Source organism: Pseudomonas guariconensis (assembly GCF_040822035.1).
GTDB lineage: Bacteria > Pseudomonadota > Gammaproteobacteria > Pseudomonadales > Pseudomonadaceae > Aquipseudomonas > Aquipseudomonas guariconensis.
On the sequence record NZ_CP162012.1, the window covers coordinates 3,265,229 to 3,281,672 of the forward strand.

Annotated in this window: 27 protein-coding genes; 2 read left to right on the plus strand and 25 right to left on the minus strand. The window is 60.1% G+C overall.

Translation table 11 applies throughout. The features are described from left to right. Positions 1–42 precede the first annotated feature (42 nt). The 25 genes from AB1N67_RS14875 to AB1N67_RS14995 form a co-directional block, all read right to left on the minus strand. Positions 43–411, minus strand: a complete 369-nt coding sequence (locus AB1N67_RS14875) for a DUF3168 domain-containing protein (RefSeq protein WP_367863121.1) — start codon at positions 409–411, stop codon at positions 43–45. Then, a complete protein-coding gene (locus AB1N67_RS14880) occupies positions 408–902 on the minus strand; it encodes an HK97-gp10 family putative phage morphogenesis protein (protein ID WP_367863122.1) in 495 nt (164 codons plus the stop codon). Before AB1N67_RS14880 ends, AB1N67_RS14875 begins: the two co-directional genes overlap by 4 nt. Further along, positions 895–1,233, minus strand: coding sequence for a phage head closure protein (locus AB1N67_RS14885; protein WP_367863123.1), 339 nt, complete (start codon positions 1,231–1,233; stop codon positions 895–897). The genes AB1N67_RS14880 and AB1N67_RS14885 overlap by 8 nt, the downstream gene beginning before the upstream one ends. Beyond that, on the minus strand, positions 1,230–1,559 hold the full coding sequence (locus tag AB1N67_RS14890) for a head-tail connector protein (RefSeq protein WP_182816066.1): 330 nt from the start codon (positions 1,557–1,559) through the stop codon (positions 1,230–1,232). The genes AB1N67_RS14885 and AB1N67_RS14890 overlap by 4 nt, the downstream gene beginning before the upstream one ends. After that, positions 1,556–1,822, minus strand: coding sequence for a hypothetical protein (locus tag AB1N67_RS14895; RefSeq protein WP_182816068.1), 267 nt, complete (start codon positions 1,820–1,822; stop codon positions 1,556–1,558). Before AB1N67_RS14895 ends, AB1N67_RS14890 begins: the two co-directional genes overlap by 4 nt. Before the next feature lie 42 nt (positions 1,823–1,864). Beyond that, positions 1,865–3,031, minus strand: coding sequence for a phage major capsid protein (locus AB1N67_RS14900; protein WP_367863124.1), 1,167 nt, complete (start codon positions 3,029–3,031; stop codon positions 1,865–1,867). A gap of 15 nt (positions 3,032–3,046) precedes the next feature. Then, positions 3,047–3,712 carry an HK97 family phage prohead protease gene (locus tag AB1N67_RS14905; RefSeq protein WP_367863125.1) on the minus strand — a complete coding sequence of 222 codons (666 nt, stop codon included), beginning with the start codon at positions 3,710–3,712 and terminating at the stop codon, positions 3,047–3,049. A gap of 30 nt (positions 3,713–3,742) precedes the next feature. Next, positions 3,743–5,002, minus strand: coding sequence for a phage portal protein (locus AB1N67_RS14910; protein WP_182817464.1), 1,260 nt, complete (start codon positions 5,000–5,002; stop codon positions 3,743–3,745). Next, the gene (locus AB1N67_RS14915; RefSeq protein WP_367863126.1) at positions 5,002–6,723 is read right to left on the minus strand and encodes a terminase large subunit; all 1,722 of its coding nucleotides are present in this window, start codon (positions 6,721–6,723) and stop codon (positions 5,002–5,004) included. Before AB1N67_RS14915 ends, AB1N67_RS14910 begins: the two co-directional genes overlap by 1 nt. Before the next feature lie 3 nt (positions 6,724–6,726). Next, positions 6,727–7,203: a phage terminase small subunit P27 family gene (locus AB1N67_RS14920; protein ID WP_043206542.1), complete on the minus strand. Its 477-nt coding sequence runs from the start codon at positions 7,201–7,203 to the stop codon at positions 6,727–6,729. A gap of 85 nt (positions 7,204–7,288) precedes the next feature. Beyond that, positions 7,289–7,660 carry an HNH endonuclease gene (locus tag AB1N67_RS14925; protein WP_367863127.1) on the minus strand — a complete coding sequence of 124 codons (372 nt, stop codon included), beginning with the start codon at positions 7,658–7,660 and terminating at the stop codon, positions 7,289–7,291. Next, positions 7,651–7,830 carry a hypothetical protein gene (locus AB1N67_RS14930; protein ID WP_367863128.1) on the minus strand — a complete coding sequence of 60 codons (180 nt, stop codon included), beginning with the start codon at positions 7,828–7,830 and terminating at the stop codon, positions 7,651–7,653. The genes AB1N67_RS14925 and AB1N67_RS14930 overlap by 10 nt, the downstream gene beginning before the upstream one ends. Before the next feature lie 60 nt (positions 7,831–7,890). Next, complete coding sequence (locus AB1N67_RS14935; RefSeq protein ID WP_367863129.1) at positions 7,891–8,109, minus strand: hypothetical protein; 219 nt, start codon at positions 8,107–8,109, stop codon at positions 7,891–7,893. A gap of 3 nt (positions 8,110–8,112) precedes the next feature. Further along, positions 8,113–8,436: a phage holin, lambda family gene (locus tag AB1N67_RS14940; RefSeq protein ID WP_023379832.1), complete on the minus strand. Its 324-nt coding sequence runs from the start codon at positions 8,434–8,436 to the stop codon at positions 8,113–8,115. A gap of 70 nt (positions 8,437–8,506) precedes the next feature. Next, positions 8,507–8,695 carry a hypothetical protein gene (locus tag AB1N67_RS14945; protein ID WP_367863130.1) on the minus strand — a complete coding sequence of 63 codons (189 nt, stop codon included), beginning with the start codon at positions 8,693–8,695 and terminating at the stop codon, positions 8,507–8,509. Positions 8,696–8,765: 70 nt separating this feature from the next. Then, a complete protein-coding gene (locus tag AB1N67_RS14950; protein WP_367863131.1) occupies positions 8,766–9,482 on the minus strand; it encodes a DUF4339 domain-containing protein in 717 nt (238 codons plus the stop codon). A 197-nt stretch (positions 9,483–9,679) separates the two neighbouring features. After that, positions 9,680–10,366, minus strand: coding sequence for a hypothetical protein (locus tag AB1N67_RS14955; RefSeq protein ID WP_367863132.1), 687 nt, complete (start codon positions 10,364–10,366; stop codon positions 9,680–9,682). Positions 10,367–10,377: 11 nt separating this feature from the next. Next, positions 10,378–10,695: a hypothetical protein gene (locus tag AB1N67_RS14960; RefSeq protein WP_367863133.1), complete on the minus strand. Its 318-nt coding sequence runs from the start codon at positions 10,693–10,695 to the stop codon at positions 10,378–10,380. Next, entirely contained in the window at positions 10,692–11,993 is a 1,302-nt protein-coding gene (locus AB1N67_RS14965; RefSeq protein WP_367863134.1) for a tyrosine-type recombinase/integrase, read from the minus strand. The genes AB1N67_RS14960 and AB1N67_RS14965 overlap by 4 nt, the downstream gene beginning before the upstream one ends. Beyond that, positions 11,990–12,418, minus strand: a complete 429-nt coding sequence (locus tag AB1N67_RS14970; RefSeq protein ID WP_367863135.1) for a VRR-NUC domain-containing protein — start codon at positions 12,416–12,418, stop codon at positions 11,990–11,992. The genes AB1N67_RS14965 and AB1N67_RS14970 overlap by 4 nt, the downstream gene beginning before the upstream one ends. Next, entirely contained in the window at positions 12,415–12,711 is a 297-nt protein-coding gene (locus AB1N67_RS14975; protein ID WP_367863136.1) for a DUF1364 domain-containing protein, read from the minus strand. The genes AB1N67_RS14970 and AB1N67_RS14975 overlap by 4 nt, the downstream gene beginning before the upstream one ends. Continuing rightward, positions 12,693–12,902, minus strand: coding sequence for a hypothetical protein (locus tag AB1N67_RS14980; RefSeq protein WP_367863137.1), 210 nt, complete (start codon positions 12,900–12,902; stop codon positions 12,693–12,695). Before AB1N67_RS14980 ends, AB1N67_RS14975 begins: the two co-directional genes overlap by 19 nt. After that, positions 12,899–13,582 (minus strand): replication protein P, encoded by a 684-nt coding sequence (locus tag AB1N67_RS14985; protein ID WP_367863138.1) that lies wholly within the window; start codon positions 13,580–13,582, stop codon positions 12,899–12,901. The genes AB1N67_RS14980 and AB1N67_RS14985 overlap by 4 nt, the downstream gene beginning before the upstream one ends. Then, entirely contained in the window at positions 13,579–14,307 is a 729-nt protein-coding gene (locus AB1N67_RS14990) for a DnaT-like ssDNA-binding domain-containing protein (protein WP_367863139.1), read from the minus strand. The genes AB1N67_RS14985 and AB1N67_RS14990 overlap by 4 nt, the downstream gene beginning before the upstream one ends. Before the next feature lie 242 nt (positions 14,308–14,549). Continuing rightward, complete coding sequence (locus AB1N67_RS14995; RefSeq protein WP_367863140.1) at positions 14,550–14,726, minus strand: Cro/CI family transcriptional regulator; 177 nt, start codon at positions 14,724–14,726, stop codon at positions 14,550–14,552. Between the two features lie 88 nt (positions 14,727–14,814). Between AB1N67_RS14995 and AB1N67_RS15000 the strand changes: the two genes are divergently transcribed. Beyond that, positions 14,815–15,672, plus strand: coding sequence for an XRE family transcriptional regulator (locus AB1N67_RS15000; RefSeq protein ID WP_367863141.1), 858 nt, complete (start codon positions 14,815–14,817; stop codon positions 15,670–15,672). Positions 15,673–15,882: 210 nt separating this feature from the next. Next, positions 15,883–16,425 carry a hypothetical protein gene (locus AB1N67_RS15005; RefSeq protein WP_323115115.1) on the plus strand — a complete coding sequence of 181 codons (543 nt, stop codon included), beginning with the start codon at positions 15,883–15,885 and terminating at the stop codon, positions 16,423–16,425. The last annotated feature ends 19 nt before the right edge of the window (positions 16,426–16,444 follow it).

A 16,444-nucleotide genomic window follows, 5' to 3' on the forward strand; every position in this document is an offset into this window, starting at 1 on the left:
TGTCGGGCAAAGAAAAGCCCGCACATAGCGGGCTCGGTTGGCTCAGCGGCGGACTATCCAGTCCACGTCGAAGCTGGCTCGGTAATTATTGGTAGTGGGGTCGCGACTCTCGCCGCCCCACCGGGTGACGTAGGCGCGTAGCTCGATGGCATCACGGATGGCATCGCGCACCTGGCGCACAGCGGTGCCGGTGGTGCCGTACACGTCGACTTGCAGCGTGAAGCCGTCGACATCCGGGCGTCCGGCGAGGAAATTCTCCGGCGTTCCGTTGACGAGTTGCCACACGGCATAGGGCTTGGCCACGGCATCCGGCGCCTCGCCAAAGGAATAGAGCCTCATATCAGCGCCAGCCCCCAGCAAAGCGGTAACCGCTGGAGAAGCCAAACAGGCCTGAACAATCGGTGGTGTCATGAGGATGCAGCCTTCTTCGCAGCGCGCCGGATGGCGCGATCGATCGACTTTTCATATTCGGAGACGAAGGTGTTGGTCACCTCCGCGATGCTGTTGGCCAGGGCCGGACGCATGAACGGGGCTGCGGCCATCTTCTCGGTGCCGAACTCAATCAGGCGCCAGTGAGGGGTCGGCGCATTGGTCGAGAGGTCGACCGCTTCCCCCTTCTTGGCCAGCACCGCGCCGTGCAGCACGCCGATGCGGAAGCCCAGGTCACCGGTCTGCTTGAACAGGCGGCCATTCCAGCGCAGGGCGATGTTGTCGGCGATAGAGCGACCGGTTTCCTTGTCGTCGATCCGCTCGGCGCCCTCCTTGGCCTTCTGCACCACCACCTGGGCAGCTTTGCGCAGTGCGGCCCGGCCACCCTTGCGGCGAACGTCGTAGCTGACGGCGCCCAACTTCCCCAGCAGGCTTTCCAGGCCGGTGATGCTGAACTCGACGCCATCAGCCATCCTTTACCCCCTTCGACACCAGAAGCGTCAGGTACTCCAGGCCGGACTTGTCGTCCTCCAGGGGTGGGCCTTCGATGCTGTACGCCTCGCCGCGATGAATAATTCGCATCGTGGAAAGAACACCAGAGCGATAGCGGATCACGAACCGCGCTGTGGCTTCGGACTGGGCTGCTTGCGCGGCAATCAGGTCTTTGGCAGAAAGCGGTTCAACCGATGCCCAGGTGTTCGCGAAGACTTGCCACTCTGGATCTCCAAACTCGCCAGTTTCAGGATCTCGAACTTTGACTAGCTTCTGGATTTCAATGGGGTGACGAAGTGCACCGGCTTTCATGGCAGGGCCTCATCGGGAGGTCCACTCCAGTTACGACACGACCACAGATGAGAATTGACGGCCAACGGTAGTTCCGTCGCAATAGTCCCCGTGACGATAGCTTCGCGATTGGTGTAGGAGTGACCGATTAACAGCAGTAGCGCGACCTTGAAGCTAGCCGGGAAGTCTGCCGCATCAATAAGCTTAGGGTTATCGCAGTACCACAAAGCCCAGGCCAGAGCGGACTCCGCGTACAGCTCGATCAATGCGTCTTCGGCTGAATGATCGACACGCAGGTGCTGCTTGATCGTTTCGATCGGAAGAAGCTCCAGCGCGGTCACGGTCATTTTTTCTTACCCGCTTTCTGCTCTGGCTCTGGCTCTGGCTCTGGCTCTGGCTCTGGCTCTGGCTCTGGCTCTGGCTCTGGCTCTGGCTCTGGCTCTGGCTCTGGCTCTGGCTCTGGCAGATGCTCGGGGTCGAGCACCTCCTCGGCAAGCCCCATCCCGATCAGGGCTTCTGCATACTCGTCCAACACAGCACGGGTTTCGTGCTGGTCGAAGTTGCCGGCGTGGTAGTGCGAGAACTGACGCAGTGCGCGAATTTTCTTCATGATCAAAGCGGGGCAGTTACCTGCCCCGGCCCTTTGGCTGGATTATGGAGTTGGGACGGTGAAGGTGCCCTTGATGATCGCGCTGGTACGGTAATGGGCCAGCGCCAGGCGCTCTTCGCACAGGATGGTCAGCATGTTCTTCACGAAGTTGTCACGGTCTTCGCGGCTGATCTCGACGGTGGCATCCATGCGATCCCAGACCTGGGACGCCAGGTCGAAGCCGCCGACGGTGAAGGTTCCGAGTGCTTGCGCCTTGGTGGCCACCACCGGCAGCCCCCACATAACCTTCGCGGCGAACGCTGCCGGACCGCCGAAGATGTAGCGTCCTTCCGCATCCTTCAGCAGCGCGATGGCATGCCAGTCGCGAGGGTTCAGGATGATGCCCGAGGCCTCGAACTCTGACTCGCTGGTCTGGAAGATCGCATGGGCAATTTGGTCCGCACGGGTGTCGCCGGTGGCATTCAGCGCGGTGTCGTACGCAGTAGCCACCTGGTTCAAACCGGTGAGGTTATCGCCAGTGCCATCGCCATTCAGCAACTGGCCTTCTTCAACCAGGGCCAGGCCGAACAGCAGGCGGTTGTTGACGTAGGACTCGAGCATCGGCGCATCGTCCATCACCTGCCGGGATGCCTGGATCCAGTGAGCGATGGTTTTGACGTTCGCCGTTTCCTTGGTGAAGGTCAGGTTGGATTCAGGCTTCAGAGTGCCTTCTGCCACCGGAGCAGCGCTGTTGGTGAACACGTTCTCGCGAACGTATTCCAACGAGTTCGAGCTGATACGACCTTGAGCGAGCAGGTCTCGGATGGTCAGACGGCGGAGGCCTGGCATCAAGATGCCTGGGTTCACCTGCGGCTGAATCAGCGCGCCAGCAGAGGCCGCGCCGCTGCCAAGCTGCTTGTCGAAGCTCTTCACATCAACCTTGCCCGAGGACTTGCCGTCCCAGGACTTCTTCAGGTCTTCGGCTGTCTGGGCCGCGAAACTCTTCTTGGTAGACGGGTCATCAGGATTGTTGCCGGCCAGCTTCTGCTCGATGTCGAACAGACGAGTGCCGGCGGTTTTCAGTTCTTCTTGAACGGTCGTGAGGTCTTCTTGCAGCTTTTTGCTCACGGCACCGTTCTGTTGAATTTCGGCTTTCTGGGCATCGAACAGCTCCTGCATGCGGGTCTGCGCGGTTTCGATCGCCTTCTGGACTTGGGCCAGTTCTGACATGGGTAGATCCTCGGTTCAAAGTTGCGGGAAGGTTTTCAAGCGCTCCAGGAGCGCGGCGATTTCAGTGGGGTCGCCGCTTTCGGAATCGCTCCGAACCGCGGACTTGATGCGGGCGATCAACGCCTGCGCTTCGGATTTGGAGAGGCCGGCGGATTCCCTCAACCAGTTCTCCGCATCGCGGATACTTTCAATGGTCTCCATGCTCTTGAGCGTGGAGACGGTGGCCGCTTCATTGGCCGGGAAGGTGCACACGCTGATCTCGCTCAAGCGCGATACGTTGCGGAAGGAGTAACCGGTGGCGATCGAGACAACATCACCCTTGGCCGCACTGAAGCCGACGGACATCCCACCGACCGTGCCGTGTACCATGGCGGCCTTGAGCGCTTCGGATTGGGGGTTGCCTGGCGTGAGCTCACCGCGCACATACAGGCCCTTACTGTCCTCGGATAGCTCAAGCCACTTGCCCACAGGTATCTCGTTGCGACGATGGTTGAAGAACATAGCCACTGCGCGAGACTGTGTTTTCAAAGCGTGGGCGAAAGCACCGGGCTCAATGATGTCGCCATCGCTATCGACCACACCAAAGACGCTGGCATAGCCTTCGAAAACGCCCTGGGCGCCACCGTTGGCGAACTTGATTGCGGCCTGATCAAAGGCCAGGGTTTTGCAAACGCTTGGCATTTGCTGCCTCCAGAAAGATCAAACCCCGCCTTAAGCGGGGTCTGGATTACCGAGTTGTGTGATTGGCACGTTCTGTGATTGCCGGGTGGCGACATCACCTCCAGCCAGAGGCGGCATGTTGTCCAGCCGCCGAAGCTCGTTGATGGTCCGGAGGCCTTTATCTGCCAAGGTACCCATGAAGGACGCTCGGGCAGCTGAATCGCCCCGCAGCAGGCCATCAATGTTGTGCTCCGCGTGGTACCGCCCAACGTCGCCAGGCTTCAGCAACCATCGCTCGATGGCGTACTCCCAGCGGTTTAAGTAAGGCGACAGGGTGTACTGCAAGAATCCGAGGTTCTGCTGCTCGATGCCGGTGCCCCAACTGGTCGACTTCTCGACATCGCCCACCAGATGCGGCGGCACCCCGAAGAACCGGGCCAGCTCACTGACCTGGAATTTACGAGCGGACATGGTCTCTGCGTCCTGGGGACTGACGCCAATGGGCTGAGTGGTGAATCCACCTTCCAGAATCCACAACCGCTTTTTGACCGGCCCGCCGGATATCTCCTTGAAGTTTTCTTCAACCTGGGCGCGCTGTTCTTTGTTAAGCACCTTGCCCTCGCCGGTCATCAGCAATTGAGGTGACTTGGCTCCGTTGGCATAGAAGTCGCGCTGTTGATCTTCCATGGCTACGGCGACCCCGGTGGTCTTGGCCGCAAAAGCGATCGGTGACAGTCCCACGAGGCCGTTGAACCCGAACCCCTTGAGATGGAAGATCTCAGACGCTTTGAAATCCGCATACTCGCTGTCGCGACGGTACCGATAGACCACGCGCTTGCTCTCCAAGCGTACGTCCATGTTGACCGACAGGAGAGGCGTGAGGCTGATCACATCTCCGATGCTGTTCCGCTCGATCAAGGCATAGGCGTTGCCGTAGAAGCACAGTTGCATGGTCATGGCCTCGCGGAATTCCACCGCGGTCATGAACTGGTTTGGGCTGAATCGCAGCAAACGGGCCAGAGGGTTATCGACACCGACCTTTCTTCGGTTGTCGCCAGTGGTCTCGAAAACATCCAGCGGCAGGCCGGCCGTGACCGTGGAGATCAAACGGACACATGCGAAAACCGTCGATATCTGCAACGAGCGTTCGTCGCTCACGACTGAATCGCCTACCACCCCTGATGCAGAGACAGGCCCGTTCTGTGAGCCCTTTTCCGGCGAAACCAGGCGGCCGCCGACGAAGAAGCTCGCCATGCGCGCCCAGAATGGGCTGCGGGTGCGCAGGTCAATGCTGTAGTCGGTGTCTGCCATCACATGCTCATCGGTCTGGAAAGGAAGTCGTCGACAGAGCCCTGAGTGTCCGCATTCGCGAGTACCCGGCCTATCGTCATGATCAGCGCTACTGCGCCGTCGATCTTGTTGTCATCGCCCTGCTTTATCGGACGGACCACGTCATCATTGCCGGGCAGGTATTTACCGATCACGTTGCCGATACACCAGGTCATGATCGGGTTTCCGTCATGGTGGAAACGCCCAGCCTCGATCGCCGCCTCCAGTTCCTTCATGCCGTCGGACATGTTGGTGTAGTTCTGGGTGATGGTGATCGGGTTGAAACCCTCGTCATCCAGGTCATGGCTCAGGCCAGTGGCGCCGTGCGGGTCGATCGGACACTCCCTGATCGGTGCCAGCTTGTTGGCTTCTTTGGTGTCTTCGAGGATCTCGCGGTAATCCACCTCTGCGCCTGGTGTAGCAGTCAGGTGGCCGGTATTGATCCAGGCCTGAAAGCGCTCGGCCATTCGCTTGTTGTCCACATCGTTAGCGGTGTCCTCAGGAACCCAGAAGGCCGGAGCCACGCTGTAGTAGTGGACCTTCCCGTCGATCTCACGCCAGAACAGCCTGGCTCTGGAGTTCATGTCCAGCTTGCGCGCCAGGTCGAAGCCGGCAACCCATTCTTGGCCCTCGAACTGTTCAAGGGTGAGCGTCTTGTCCTCGCAGGCCTTCCAGCTCTCCATATTGAAGAAGCCGGATTTGGCACTCACCCACAGGTTCAGATGCTTGGTCTTGAACGTGTTGGTAAAACGCGCCGAGCGGATCGCCCTCGCCAGCTGGCTCTCCAGGTACTCCTGAAACACGGACACGCCCATGCAGGGGTTCGCCTTGGCCAGGTTCTTCGGATCAGTCCAGTCATCACCCTCGTCAAGGGTCCAGATGTAGCCGAACAGTTCGTCGTCTGGGACGGTGCCATTGAGCATCTCGACGACCTGGCGCCTCTTGTCGTAACAAGGCCCCTCGATGTTCGCCCCGGCGGTGGTAATGATGAACATCAGCGGCTGGCGGCGTGCGCCCATGCCGGTAAGCATCGTGTCGTACTGCGCCGCACTGTCGTGCTCATGGTATTCGTCGATGATCGCGCAGGACGGCGAAGCACCATCACCCGGGTTACCAATCAACGGCTCGAAGCGGCTGCCGTTGGACGGGATGTTCAAGTTCGAGGCGTTAACCTCGATGCCTGCGGCCTCGATCAGCATGGGCGACCGGCTGACCATCAGCCTTGCAGGTCGGAATACCTCCCACGCCTGCTTCTCGGTGGTCGCACCGGAGTAGACCTCGGCGCCGAACTCGTTGTCGGCGGTGAACATGCTGATGCCGACGCCGGCGGCAATCACTGATTTGCCGTTCTTGCGCGGCACTTCCCAGTAGCTTTCGCGGAAACGCCGGTACCCGCCCTTCTTCCGGATCCAGCCGAAAGTGCAGGCCAGGCCGAAAAGCTGCCAGGGCTCAAGCGTGATTAACTGCCGCTTGAACGCCCACTCGCCCTTAGTGTGGGGCAGCAGCTGCATCAGGCGCAGCTTCTTCTCGGCCTTGGCCGGGTCGAACTTGTATGGGTAGCTCTTGGAGCGGCTGGCCGCTACGTCGTCAAAGTGCCGCTCGATCGCCTGGTGTATATAGCGGCAGGCCGGGAACTTGCCTTTCAGGACGGACCTTGCCCACGCCATCGCCTTGTCGACGTTGGTGTACTTGGTCCTGGCCATTGGTCACTCGAGCAAGCCTGCGAATGGGTTCGTTGTCTTCTGCTTGTTGCCGCCGATGATGCGCGTGCGGCTCGCGGGATCGAGTCCCAGCATGGAGCCGAAGGTGACCATCTGGCGCATCGCTTCGTTGGCCGCGGTGAGCGCCGGGTTTTTCACCGGCCCGCCTGTGGCTCCCGCGACTACGACGCCATGTTCCCGGACAGAGTCTTGAGCAAGCCGCCAGTTACCGTACGCAGTGCAGAACGCCTCGACATTGTGCATATCGGTCAGAGCCAGAACCTTGGCTCGCAGCAATTCCGGCACCAGCATTTCCCAGACCCTAGTGGCGTGTTCGCACAGCCACTCGGGCGGGTCGACATTGGTCACCAGAGCAAAGTCAGGCTCGTCCATGTTGAGCTTGCGCTTGCCGGGATTACCGGCCAGCGCCTTCTGGGCCGTGGGTTTTGGGCGACGGCCGGAGCGCCCGGCAACCCCTGGCATCGGCGCCTCCACTAAACTTTATATTTCGCGGGTGTAAAAAAACGACTGAGGGCGCGGTGTCCGAGCGAAAAGGCTGGAACTTTTGCTATACCCCTCCCCCTCGTCGCGATTCCCGCTGCGTCTTCTCCTTGTGGCAGTCGCGGTTGATCGCCCGAAGGTTATCGTCATCGTCCGTGCCGCCATGGGCCAGAGCCACGATGTGGTCAACCTCATGCGCTTCTCGGATGCGGCCAAGCTTGGCGCAGTCGTCGCACCGGCAGAGGTACTGATCTCGCTTCAGGATTCGCTCACGCTTGCGGCGCCAGGGGCGACCGCCACGGCCTGATCCCTTGCGGGTCGCCCAAGCCTTGGCCTGCTCGGCAGCCAGGTCGGCATGACCATCGCAGTATCCATTGCCGTTGCGGTGCAGTGCTCTGCACCCTGAGGCCCGGCACGGGCGCTGAGGTCTCATCGGCATGGCGCACCATTCAGGTAAGTCTGAGGCGGGGCGTCAGGATCGACGCCGCCTTCATCCGCCAGCGCTTCGATCAGTGCGAGGTTCTGGGTCGCGATCTGTTCGAGCAGGCTGGTCTGCTTCTGTTGCTGGTCCAGGATCTGCTGGAGCAAAGAGATTGCTTGCTCGTTCACGTGCCACCTTCATCCATTTGTTGATCCATTCGCGCCGGGCGGCGCATCCGCTGCAGGCCATCACTCGCCATCCAGTCGGACGTGAGCGCCATCACAGTTGAACTCGACGATCAGCCGCGCGACCTCGTTGGGGTTTTGCACCAGGCGGACCTGGGCTTGACCTGCCAGCACTTCGCCGCTGAAGGCATCGTGAAGGCAGTAGTGCAACCCATTGCGTTTGACGATGAGAGGACGCGATGTCATCAGGTAGTTGAGACGAGATTGCTCGGCGTTCTTCATTGATCAGCCCTCCACCTTCTTGCTCATGAATCGGTCGGAGTAGTCGCGCAGCTTCTCTACACCCATGAAGCCGACCATGCAGCCGGCGAATACGGAGAGGTTTGGCGGCAGCGCGAAGTACTCCAGCACCGGCAACAGGCTGATCGCGATCAAGCCGCAGATCGCGCCTTCCAAGAAGATCTTGCGACCTCGGCCTCCGCCATAAATGACGCGACACATCGCCACCGCAGCAGCAATGCCGCCGGTATAGAGCTGTGGCTGATGCGCGATCAACCATGCGAGCACAGCGGCCCACAGGCCAGGATCCTTCTCAGGCATGTTCGGCATCTCGGTTCCTCCCGTTGCGGGGAGCGGAAACAAAAAAGCCCCAGCGAATGCCAGGGCTGTATGGATAGGTTCAGTTGTACGAAAGGCTTACGCCCTTGGCGCGGCGTTTATACCGCAGCAGTTTGTTGAGGTGCCTCACCCGCACCGGTCTAACCTTCACATCTTCATGCGGCTCTACCCGGTTCAAGAGATAGTGGATTTCATCAATCAGGCTCGAAACGTACACATGGCGGCGGTAGTAGTCTCGGATGGCGTTCATTTGGAGAACTCCAGAAACAAAAAAGCCCCGGCGAATGCCGAGGCCTCTGTTGATTTGTAAGCTACGCCGACTACTGACGAGGCACTCGGACGTAAATGTTGTCGTCCTTCTGTTCGATGGTGATGTCAAGCTCGTTGCCGTTGTCCAGTAGCGCTGTTGCGCGGTAGAAGCCGGATCGAGGCTCATCATCGATGGTCACGGCTATGCAGGAGGATGTCTGGAAAAACTGTTTGTGGATGATGTCCGTGACGACTGGGCAGGCCGCTTTTTCGATGGCAGATTCGCCACCGGCGGCAGACAGCCCAATGGAAACCACAAAGGCAGCGATCCAGGCAAAGAAGTAATTCTTGTTTTGACCGAGGAGCGTGGCCCTTTTCCACAGATACCCAGGAACGATCAATGCCCACCACGTCTCTGGGGCGGAATGCCCGGCAGCCTTGAGACGCTTCTCATCTGCGATACACAGGCCAATATTCAGAATCAAGAAAGCCCACCAGATGGTCACCCCTGAAATCAGCTCAAGCACACCGCCGACCAGCTGGACGCCTACTAATGCCCAGACAAACCGGTTGTCGACGTCCGTAGCAGCGAGAGGCGGCGGACCAGCAGGCTTCGGGACGCTGGATACCAACTCTGTTTCCTTAAGCGAAACCCAGTCCCCCGCGCCCGACCAGACCTTCGTGTCTGACTGGATAGCATTGGTAGATACAAACCCGTGCATCTGCTCAAGCGTAAACGGTCCCTGTCTCGATCCATTGAGTGCGTAATACCAGGAGGCTTCCGACATTTTTCCCTCTAGCGGCAAGCGCCATGCAGAAATTGATGGCTACGTGACACTATCGGCAGTGGAAACATGACCTTTAGGGGTCGTGCAACAAAAAGCCCGACTCAATGGTCGGGCTTTTTCTGGTCAGTCCTCAACACGCGCAGGAATGACAGGATGGCGATAATTTCTCTCACTCTCTCACCGATGTCAACAGGCAATTACGCTGCTTCTTTGATGAGCAATCCCTCGGCCTCCAGAATCGCCCGCACTTCGATCAGCGCGTCATCAACCATCCCATCCAGCTTCTCCTTGATCCCGGACCGCCAGCGATAGCGGGTTGGCTCCGGTGTGCCGTCCAGATCCCAGGTGTTCATGTCGTAGAAGCTGTCAGACAGGACGATCAGGTCTTCGGCAATCGCCTCGGCTTTTTTCCGTTCAGCCTGACCAGCCGCCAGTGCAGCATCGACCAGGTTGTTGCGACGCCACTCCGGTGCATCCAATGGAATGTCCACGGACACGGAGCGCGGCCCTTTCCGACGAGCTCCTTTCAACTTCGGCACAGCCCAGGCGGTGACCGCCTTGTAGATGAACAGCTGCGGTGCTGGGCTGGCGATCAGTGGCGCAATGGCCGAGATACCCTGCAGCTTCTTGCCCTTGTTGGTGGCGTACTTGGCATTCAACGCCTGCCAGTGCCGGGGGATCAACAAATGGTGCAGCCGAGCGGATAGCCAGTAGTCCACCTGGGCCCGATCAAAACCACCCGACTGCCCGCCGAGCGAAGCCAGGCAACCACCCTCCTCCTCTGCCGCCTTGTAAAGTTTCTGCCAGGCCTGCCCTTTCGCGGCGCCCTTCTCCCCAGCCGCCAGAGCGGCCACCACTGCACCCGATACGCTGTTGTAGATCATGTCCTTCCCCCTCAATCGCCCGTGTAGTTGCTGCCACCGGCGCCCAGCCGGTTGCCTTCCTGATACAGCGCCTCCGGGCCAGTCGCCCGGGGCTTCTTCAACTGCTCGATCTGCCGCATCGCTGCCCGAAGCCTCATGCTGAGCTGGGTCACCAGTTCATCCAGGGCTAAGGCCTCGCCGGTTGCAGCCACCACCCAGCCCGAGGCGTTGCAGTGGTCGCATGGCAGTTCGTGAAACACACCCTTGATGACCGCTCTCCCACGGCACAAAGGGCACTGAGCCAACTCGATCACAGCCTTCTTGAAGGCGGGGCCGTGGCTCTTCCTCATCGCTTTGAATCCTCGCCTATTACTAATTCGTTAAGGTCGCCCGAGGTCTCGTCACCATTGGCTTGTGGCGATTTCTGCGGGATTTCAAATAAGGCCTCTTTAAGGCCGTGGATGGCCGCGAAACCGATCCGATCAAGCCACGCATGCCACTTCTCCAGCGCCAACTTGCGCTGCTCCATGGCCTGCGTGTGGATGTAGGTGCTGGCGATCTTGCCCAGCGTGTGGTTCAGCAGCATCTCGCCGATGTGGCCGTCGATTCCGAGATCGGTCCAGGTGGTGCGGGAGACCTTGCGTAGGTCGTGGCTGGTCCACTCGCCCTGCCCCAGGCGCGTGAACACCTGACTGGCCTGGGCCTCGCTCAGGCAGTGGCCACGGCGGTTCGGGAACAGGTAAACGCCCTCGTACCCCTGCGCCTGCTGAATCGCCCGGTACCGAGTCAGCAGCGCCTTGAGCTGAGCGGTCAGTGGCAGGCGGTGCTCGGTGCGGGTCTTGGTGTGGGCCGCTGGAATGAACCATTCGGCAGCAGCCAGGCTGATGTCACTCCAGCGGGCCATGCGGGTTTCGCCGATCCGGGTACCGTGAGCAAGCATCATCAGGGCCAGCATGGCGTCATTCGGGGTGGATTCGAAGACTGCGATCAGCTGTTGCATCAGCGCGGGCAATTGCACGTCGCGCAGACGGGCGGCCTTGGGCACGATCTTGGCCTTGGTGAAGTCGCTGAAGCGCATCCCAGCCATGGGGTTGTGGTCGATCAGGCCCAGCTTCAGGGCCTGGCGGAACGCGGTCAGCAGCAGCGTGAACATCTGCCGCAGGTAGGACAGCGACACCTCGGCCTGGCAGGGCCACATCAAATGCTTGTCCAGCGATTCGGCATTCACGTCGACAATGGCCAGGCCACCCAGGCGTGGCTTCAGGTGCTGGGCAATGACGGAGCGCGCCCCGGCTTTGCGCTTCATCGACAGCGAGCGATCACGGGTCAGGCGGTCACCGTACCAGTCCAGCAACTGGCCTGCGCTGATCATGCCCGATGCCACCGGCGCCGTGCCGGGGTCGCGCAGCAGGCGTTGCCGCAGCGCGGGCAACTCGGCGATCACCGCCGACGCGCTCAGGTCGGGCCAGCGGGCGATAGGCACCCAGCGCTTACCGCGCACCAGATGCCAGGTGCCACGGTCGCGAGTGCTCCAGAAGCGCAGGTACAGGCCGGGGTGACGCGGGTCGCGCAAGTCGCGCACCGACTTGTCGGCAGCCTGCCGGCGGACCTCGGCCTCGCTGAACTTAACTTCCCGAGTCGCGCTCATGCGGCCACCGTGGCGGGCTGCAGCAGGTAGGCGCGGATGGCCTCCACCGCGTCAATGCTGCCCCGGCACACAATGGCCAGGTAGCCTTGCCGGTGCAGGGCCTGCAGGTAGGCATCCTGGCTCGGCGAGACCGGTGCGTCGAACGGGGGCTGGGCCTTGAACTCGATGTACAGCCCGAACCAGCCACCGCGGGCCATCGGCAGAACCAGGTCAGGCACGCCGGCCTTGACGCCCTGCCCCTTCAACTTTGCGGCCACGGCCTTGACCCGGTGCCCGCCGTTCGGGACGTGATAGATCAGCGCGTAGGCCTCCGGGTAGCGCAGCTGCAGCTCCTGCATCAGCGCCGCTTGCTCCTGCCCCTCGCGGTCGACGCGCTTGGCGCGGGCGGCCTTGGCCTTGAAAGGTCGAAAGGCTGGGGCACTCATGCGACCAATACCCCCTCGCCGATCAGGATGGCCTGGGTGCGCATCACGCCCTCGGCGTGGAACTGCCGGGCGGTGTCGCGATCAATGTTGCCGCTGCGACCGTCGCACGCGTCGTGGCAGGCGCTGCACGCCCAGGCGCCCTGCATGTCGTGCGGCTTGATGCCTACGCCACAGGTCCCAGCCATGCGGTAGTGGGCCAGGACGGTGGTTTCTGGGTTGCCGTTGCACACGCCTGGGATACGTACCTGGCAGTCGCGGCCACGGGCGGCCTTGGTCAGTTTGGATTGGCGCATGGATCGCCTACTTGCAGGTCGATGACGGTGAAGGCGCCGGGCCACATTCGGGCGCCGTGCGCCTGTGCCAACGCCTCTTCGCGGTACAGCGCCACGGGCTGCCGGGCACCATAGGAAATGTCGAGCTGGTCGCTGCGGCAGTAGAGCGCGTAGCGGTACTCGGCGGGGTTCGGGGTGAGCAGCGTGCTCATGCATGTCTCCTTGCCGCGCGGATGGCGGCCAGTGCGGCGTTGCCAACCTGCGGTGTTCGCCGGGCGGCGACTTTGGCCGGTAATGCCAGCGGCATTTTCTGCAGAGGCTCGCCAGCCATCAGCCGGCGGACAGCGATGGTGTAGTTGCGCTCGAACAGCTTCGAACTGGCGTCCTCGGGCAGCTTGTTCAGATTCTCGAAGCCACACTCCTTGGCGGCGTGCCATACCGCGTCGTGGCTCCACTTGCCCTGGCCAGCCATGGCCGGGTGAGCGTTACGGCAGGCCTCGCGGAAGGCGGCTTTCAGCGCTGGGAGGCCAAGCATTTCTGGCGAGGGTTGGCACCACTGGATGAACTCACCAGGCGGAGGGATAAATGGGGTGCCCGACTGTCGGCAGCGCATCAGCCCGAACTGCAACTGATCGGCCCTGTTGATTCCGGCCTCAAGGAATGCGGTCAACCACTGCTGTTTCGACGCGCTATAGGTCGCCTGATCGGGCCAGGCTTGCTTCCAGGCGGTGCAGATCGAGCGCAGATCGCGGAACAGGTCGTTAATCACTGCGGCGGTCTTGCGGTTGAGCTCAGCCTTCACGTCCGCTGGCAGTTCGAAGCCGACTGGGATGCGTTGACCCGATTGAATCTTGGCCCACAGGCCGTGGGTGACGACAGATACCTGGTTCATTGGCCGACCTCCTGGCTCAACCAGGACGTGTCTTCATCGTCAAACGTCGCCGCACCGCCACCGCTTCGCAGCGGGACGACCTTGGCCGCCTTCGTGAAATCGCGCTTGATCCAGCCGACCAAGGCTGCAATCCACTGGCTTTCTGTCTGCGCTACACCCTTGGCATCGTGATGAACGACAAACCCGCCGATGGCCTCGCTCGTGAACTCTGCGATCGGAACACCTGAGCGCTTGGCATAGGCCTCCAGCTGCGATTGATCTGGAACCCATTCGAGGTGCATCGCGAAGGGCTCGCGCGGTGAGTGTGTATTACTTCCCTTCCCTTCCATTCCGGGGGTGAGTCCTCGATCATCGCTAGACGAGCCTTCGCCATCCTCTAGACGATCACTCGACGAGGACTCGACGAAATTGGGGTGCTTGAAGGTTGGTCTGTCGATCTTTTGATGGTGCCATCCGTTGACGTGAAGGTACTGCTTCGACGATGCCTCATAGAGACTGATCAGGCGGTTCGCCACGAGTTCACCGATCAACCCTTCGACCGCAATCGCTGTGATGTCATCACCGGGAAAAACCAGAGCCTTGATGGTCTTCGGCGACATCGGGTGGTTACCGGCGTCGTCGCAGAAGTTCCAGAGGCCGATGAAGAGGAGTCGAGCCATCGCCGAGCATTCCATGACTTGCTCGCTGGTCCAAAACTCCGGCTTGATGGTGCGGATACGAGCCATTACAGACGCCCTCCATGACTGAAAGCCTGACGCGTCAGATTCGGCGAGAACCTGGAAACTGACGTGGAATGCGCGGTATTGCCTGCATCGACTGTGCGGTGCATAATCGACCTCGATGTGTTGTTGAAGAAGCCGGGCTGCCACCCGGTTTTTTTATGCCTGCGATTCAGGTACTGGATGGATCAGCAGGTGTTTTAGTCATCTACTGGCGCATGGCCGGACCGTTGAAAATGTCTTCACGGTCACGCAGCTGCGTCCGCCTTCCCGGCCTTAAGCGCTCCCTTCGTGATTCGCTCAATCTGGTACTGGCGCAGCTCAGGCACATCCACCCATTGGCGGACCGCCTCATAGGTCACCCCAAGCGCCTTAGCGAGCGCCGATATCGACCCGAAATGATTGATTGCCTGGCTTTTGGTCATGGCGACCTCCTTTGCTCGTCTTGATATTCAAGCATGCTTGTATTTGCAAAACAAGCATGCTTGACAAGCAACCTTGTAGATTGCGCACATGAAAACCACAGACCGAATAACCAAGCTCGTCCTGGCCCGCCGTCCCGAACTGGGTGTCCGTAACGTCAAACGGGACATCGCGAACACGTGTGGAATCAGCTATGAGGCTGTTCGTCAGTGGTTTGCGGGGGATACCGAGAACATCAAAAACGAGAATCTCGTAGCCCTTGCGGACGGCTATGACACGACTGTGGATTGGCTACTTGCCGGCAAAGGGGAGCCACCAAGGCGCAAAGATGCGCCAGCGCCCAAGGCGGAGGAAAAACACTCGCGATCAGCTGCGGATCTTGTTCAGCAGATGCTTGCCAAGCACGGAAAAAGCCTGACCGAGGAAGCCCGCCAGAAGATCGCAAGCGCAGTCGAGGAGACGGCTGCCGCAGTGTCGATGAGCAACGTTGTGACCGTTGATTTTTCTCGACCAGGAGTGGTCGGCGATGAGGTCTGCATCGCTCGCTACGACCTTCGCGGAGCCATGGGTGGCGGTCAGGTGGCCCCCGACTATCCCGAAATGCTTCAGGACATCCGAGTAAGCCCAAAACACCTGCGCGAACTGGGGGTGGAGTTCACCGAGCATTACCACCTCAAGCTGGTCACCGGCTGGGGTCAGTCGATGGAGCCAACGATCAAGCACCGAGACCCCCTGATCGTCGATGTGAGCATCCGCGAGTTCGTCGGTGACGGCATCTACCTGTTCTCCTGGGGCGACCATCTGTACATCAAGCGGCTACAGATCGCGGACGAAGACCACTTCGAGATGATCTCGGACAACCCGAAGCACAAAGACAGGATGATCCGGCGGGAGGAGACCTACATTCAGGCTAGGGTCCTGCTGGTGTGGAATGCACACCTGGTGTAGCCAGAAGCGAGCTTGTAGAGCCATAACATAACGAAAATGGAGCTGTGCTAGAGTGAACGACAAGTCCAAAGCGCCACCTCAACCAAAGCCTGTAACCATTCCTTCTCGACCCACTCCGACGCGAGACGGATGGGGAAGAAAAGACCATGGTGGCGGTCCAAACACAATTTCTGAAAGTAGGCCTGTACCTCCGCGCCCCAAAAGAGACCCATGAATATGAATGATGCCGACATTGCCGAGGAGATTCATGAGCTTGAATTTTATGTTCAGCGCAATGTCCGCTATCACATGCGCCGGGGAGCTTTCTTTCTCCGATGGGGCCGGTTCACAGCCTTTGTCGGTGTAGTTTTCGGTTCTGCTACTGTTACGTCGCTAATTGCTGGATCATCCGACATTCTGGTTGGAGGATCAGCCCTGTTAGTTACGCTCGCTTCGTCAGTTGATTTGGTAGTCGGCACGGGCCAACGGGCATGGCTGCATAACGACCTGCGGAAGAGATATCTTGACATAGAGGCTGAGCTGCTCGCTTCAGGGGTGAATACGCCTGCGGACAAAATCCGAGAAATGAAGAGCAGAATTCGTCGAATCGAGGCTGATGAGCCACCTACACTGCCAGCTCTTGAGCTTTTGGCTCGTGACGACGTAATAAGATCCATGTACTCGAAGGAAGAGGCCGCCAAATACGTGAGCAAGCTTGGATGGTTCAAGCGAACCACTGCCCAATGGTTTGACTGGGATACATCAAAAGCTTGATTCAGAGCTCACAGAGAGC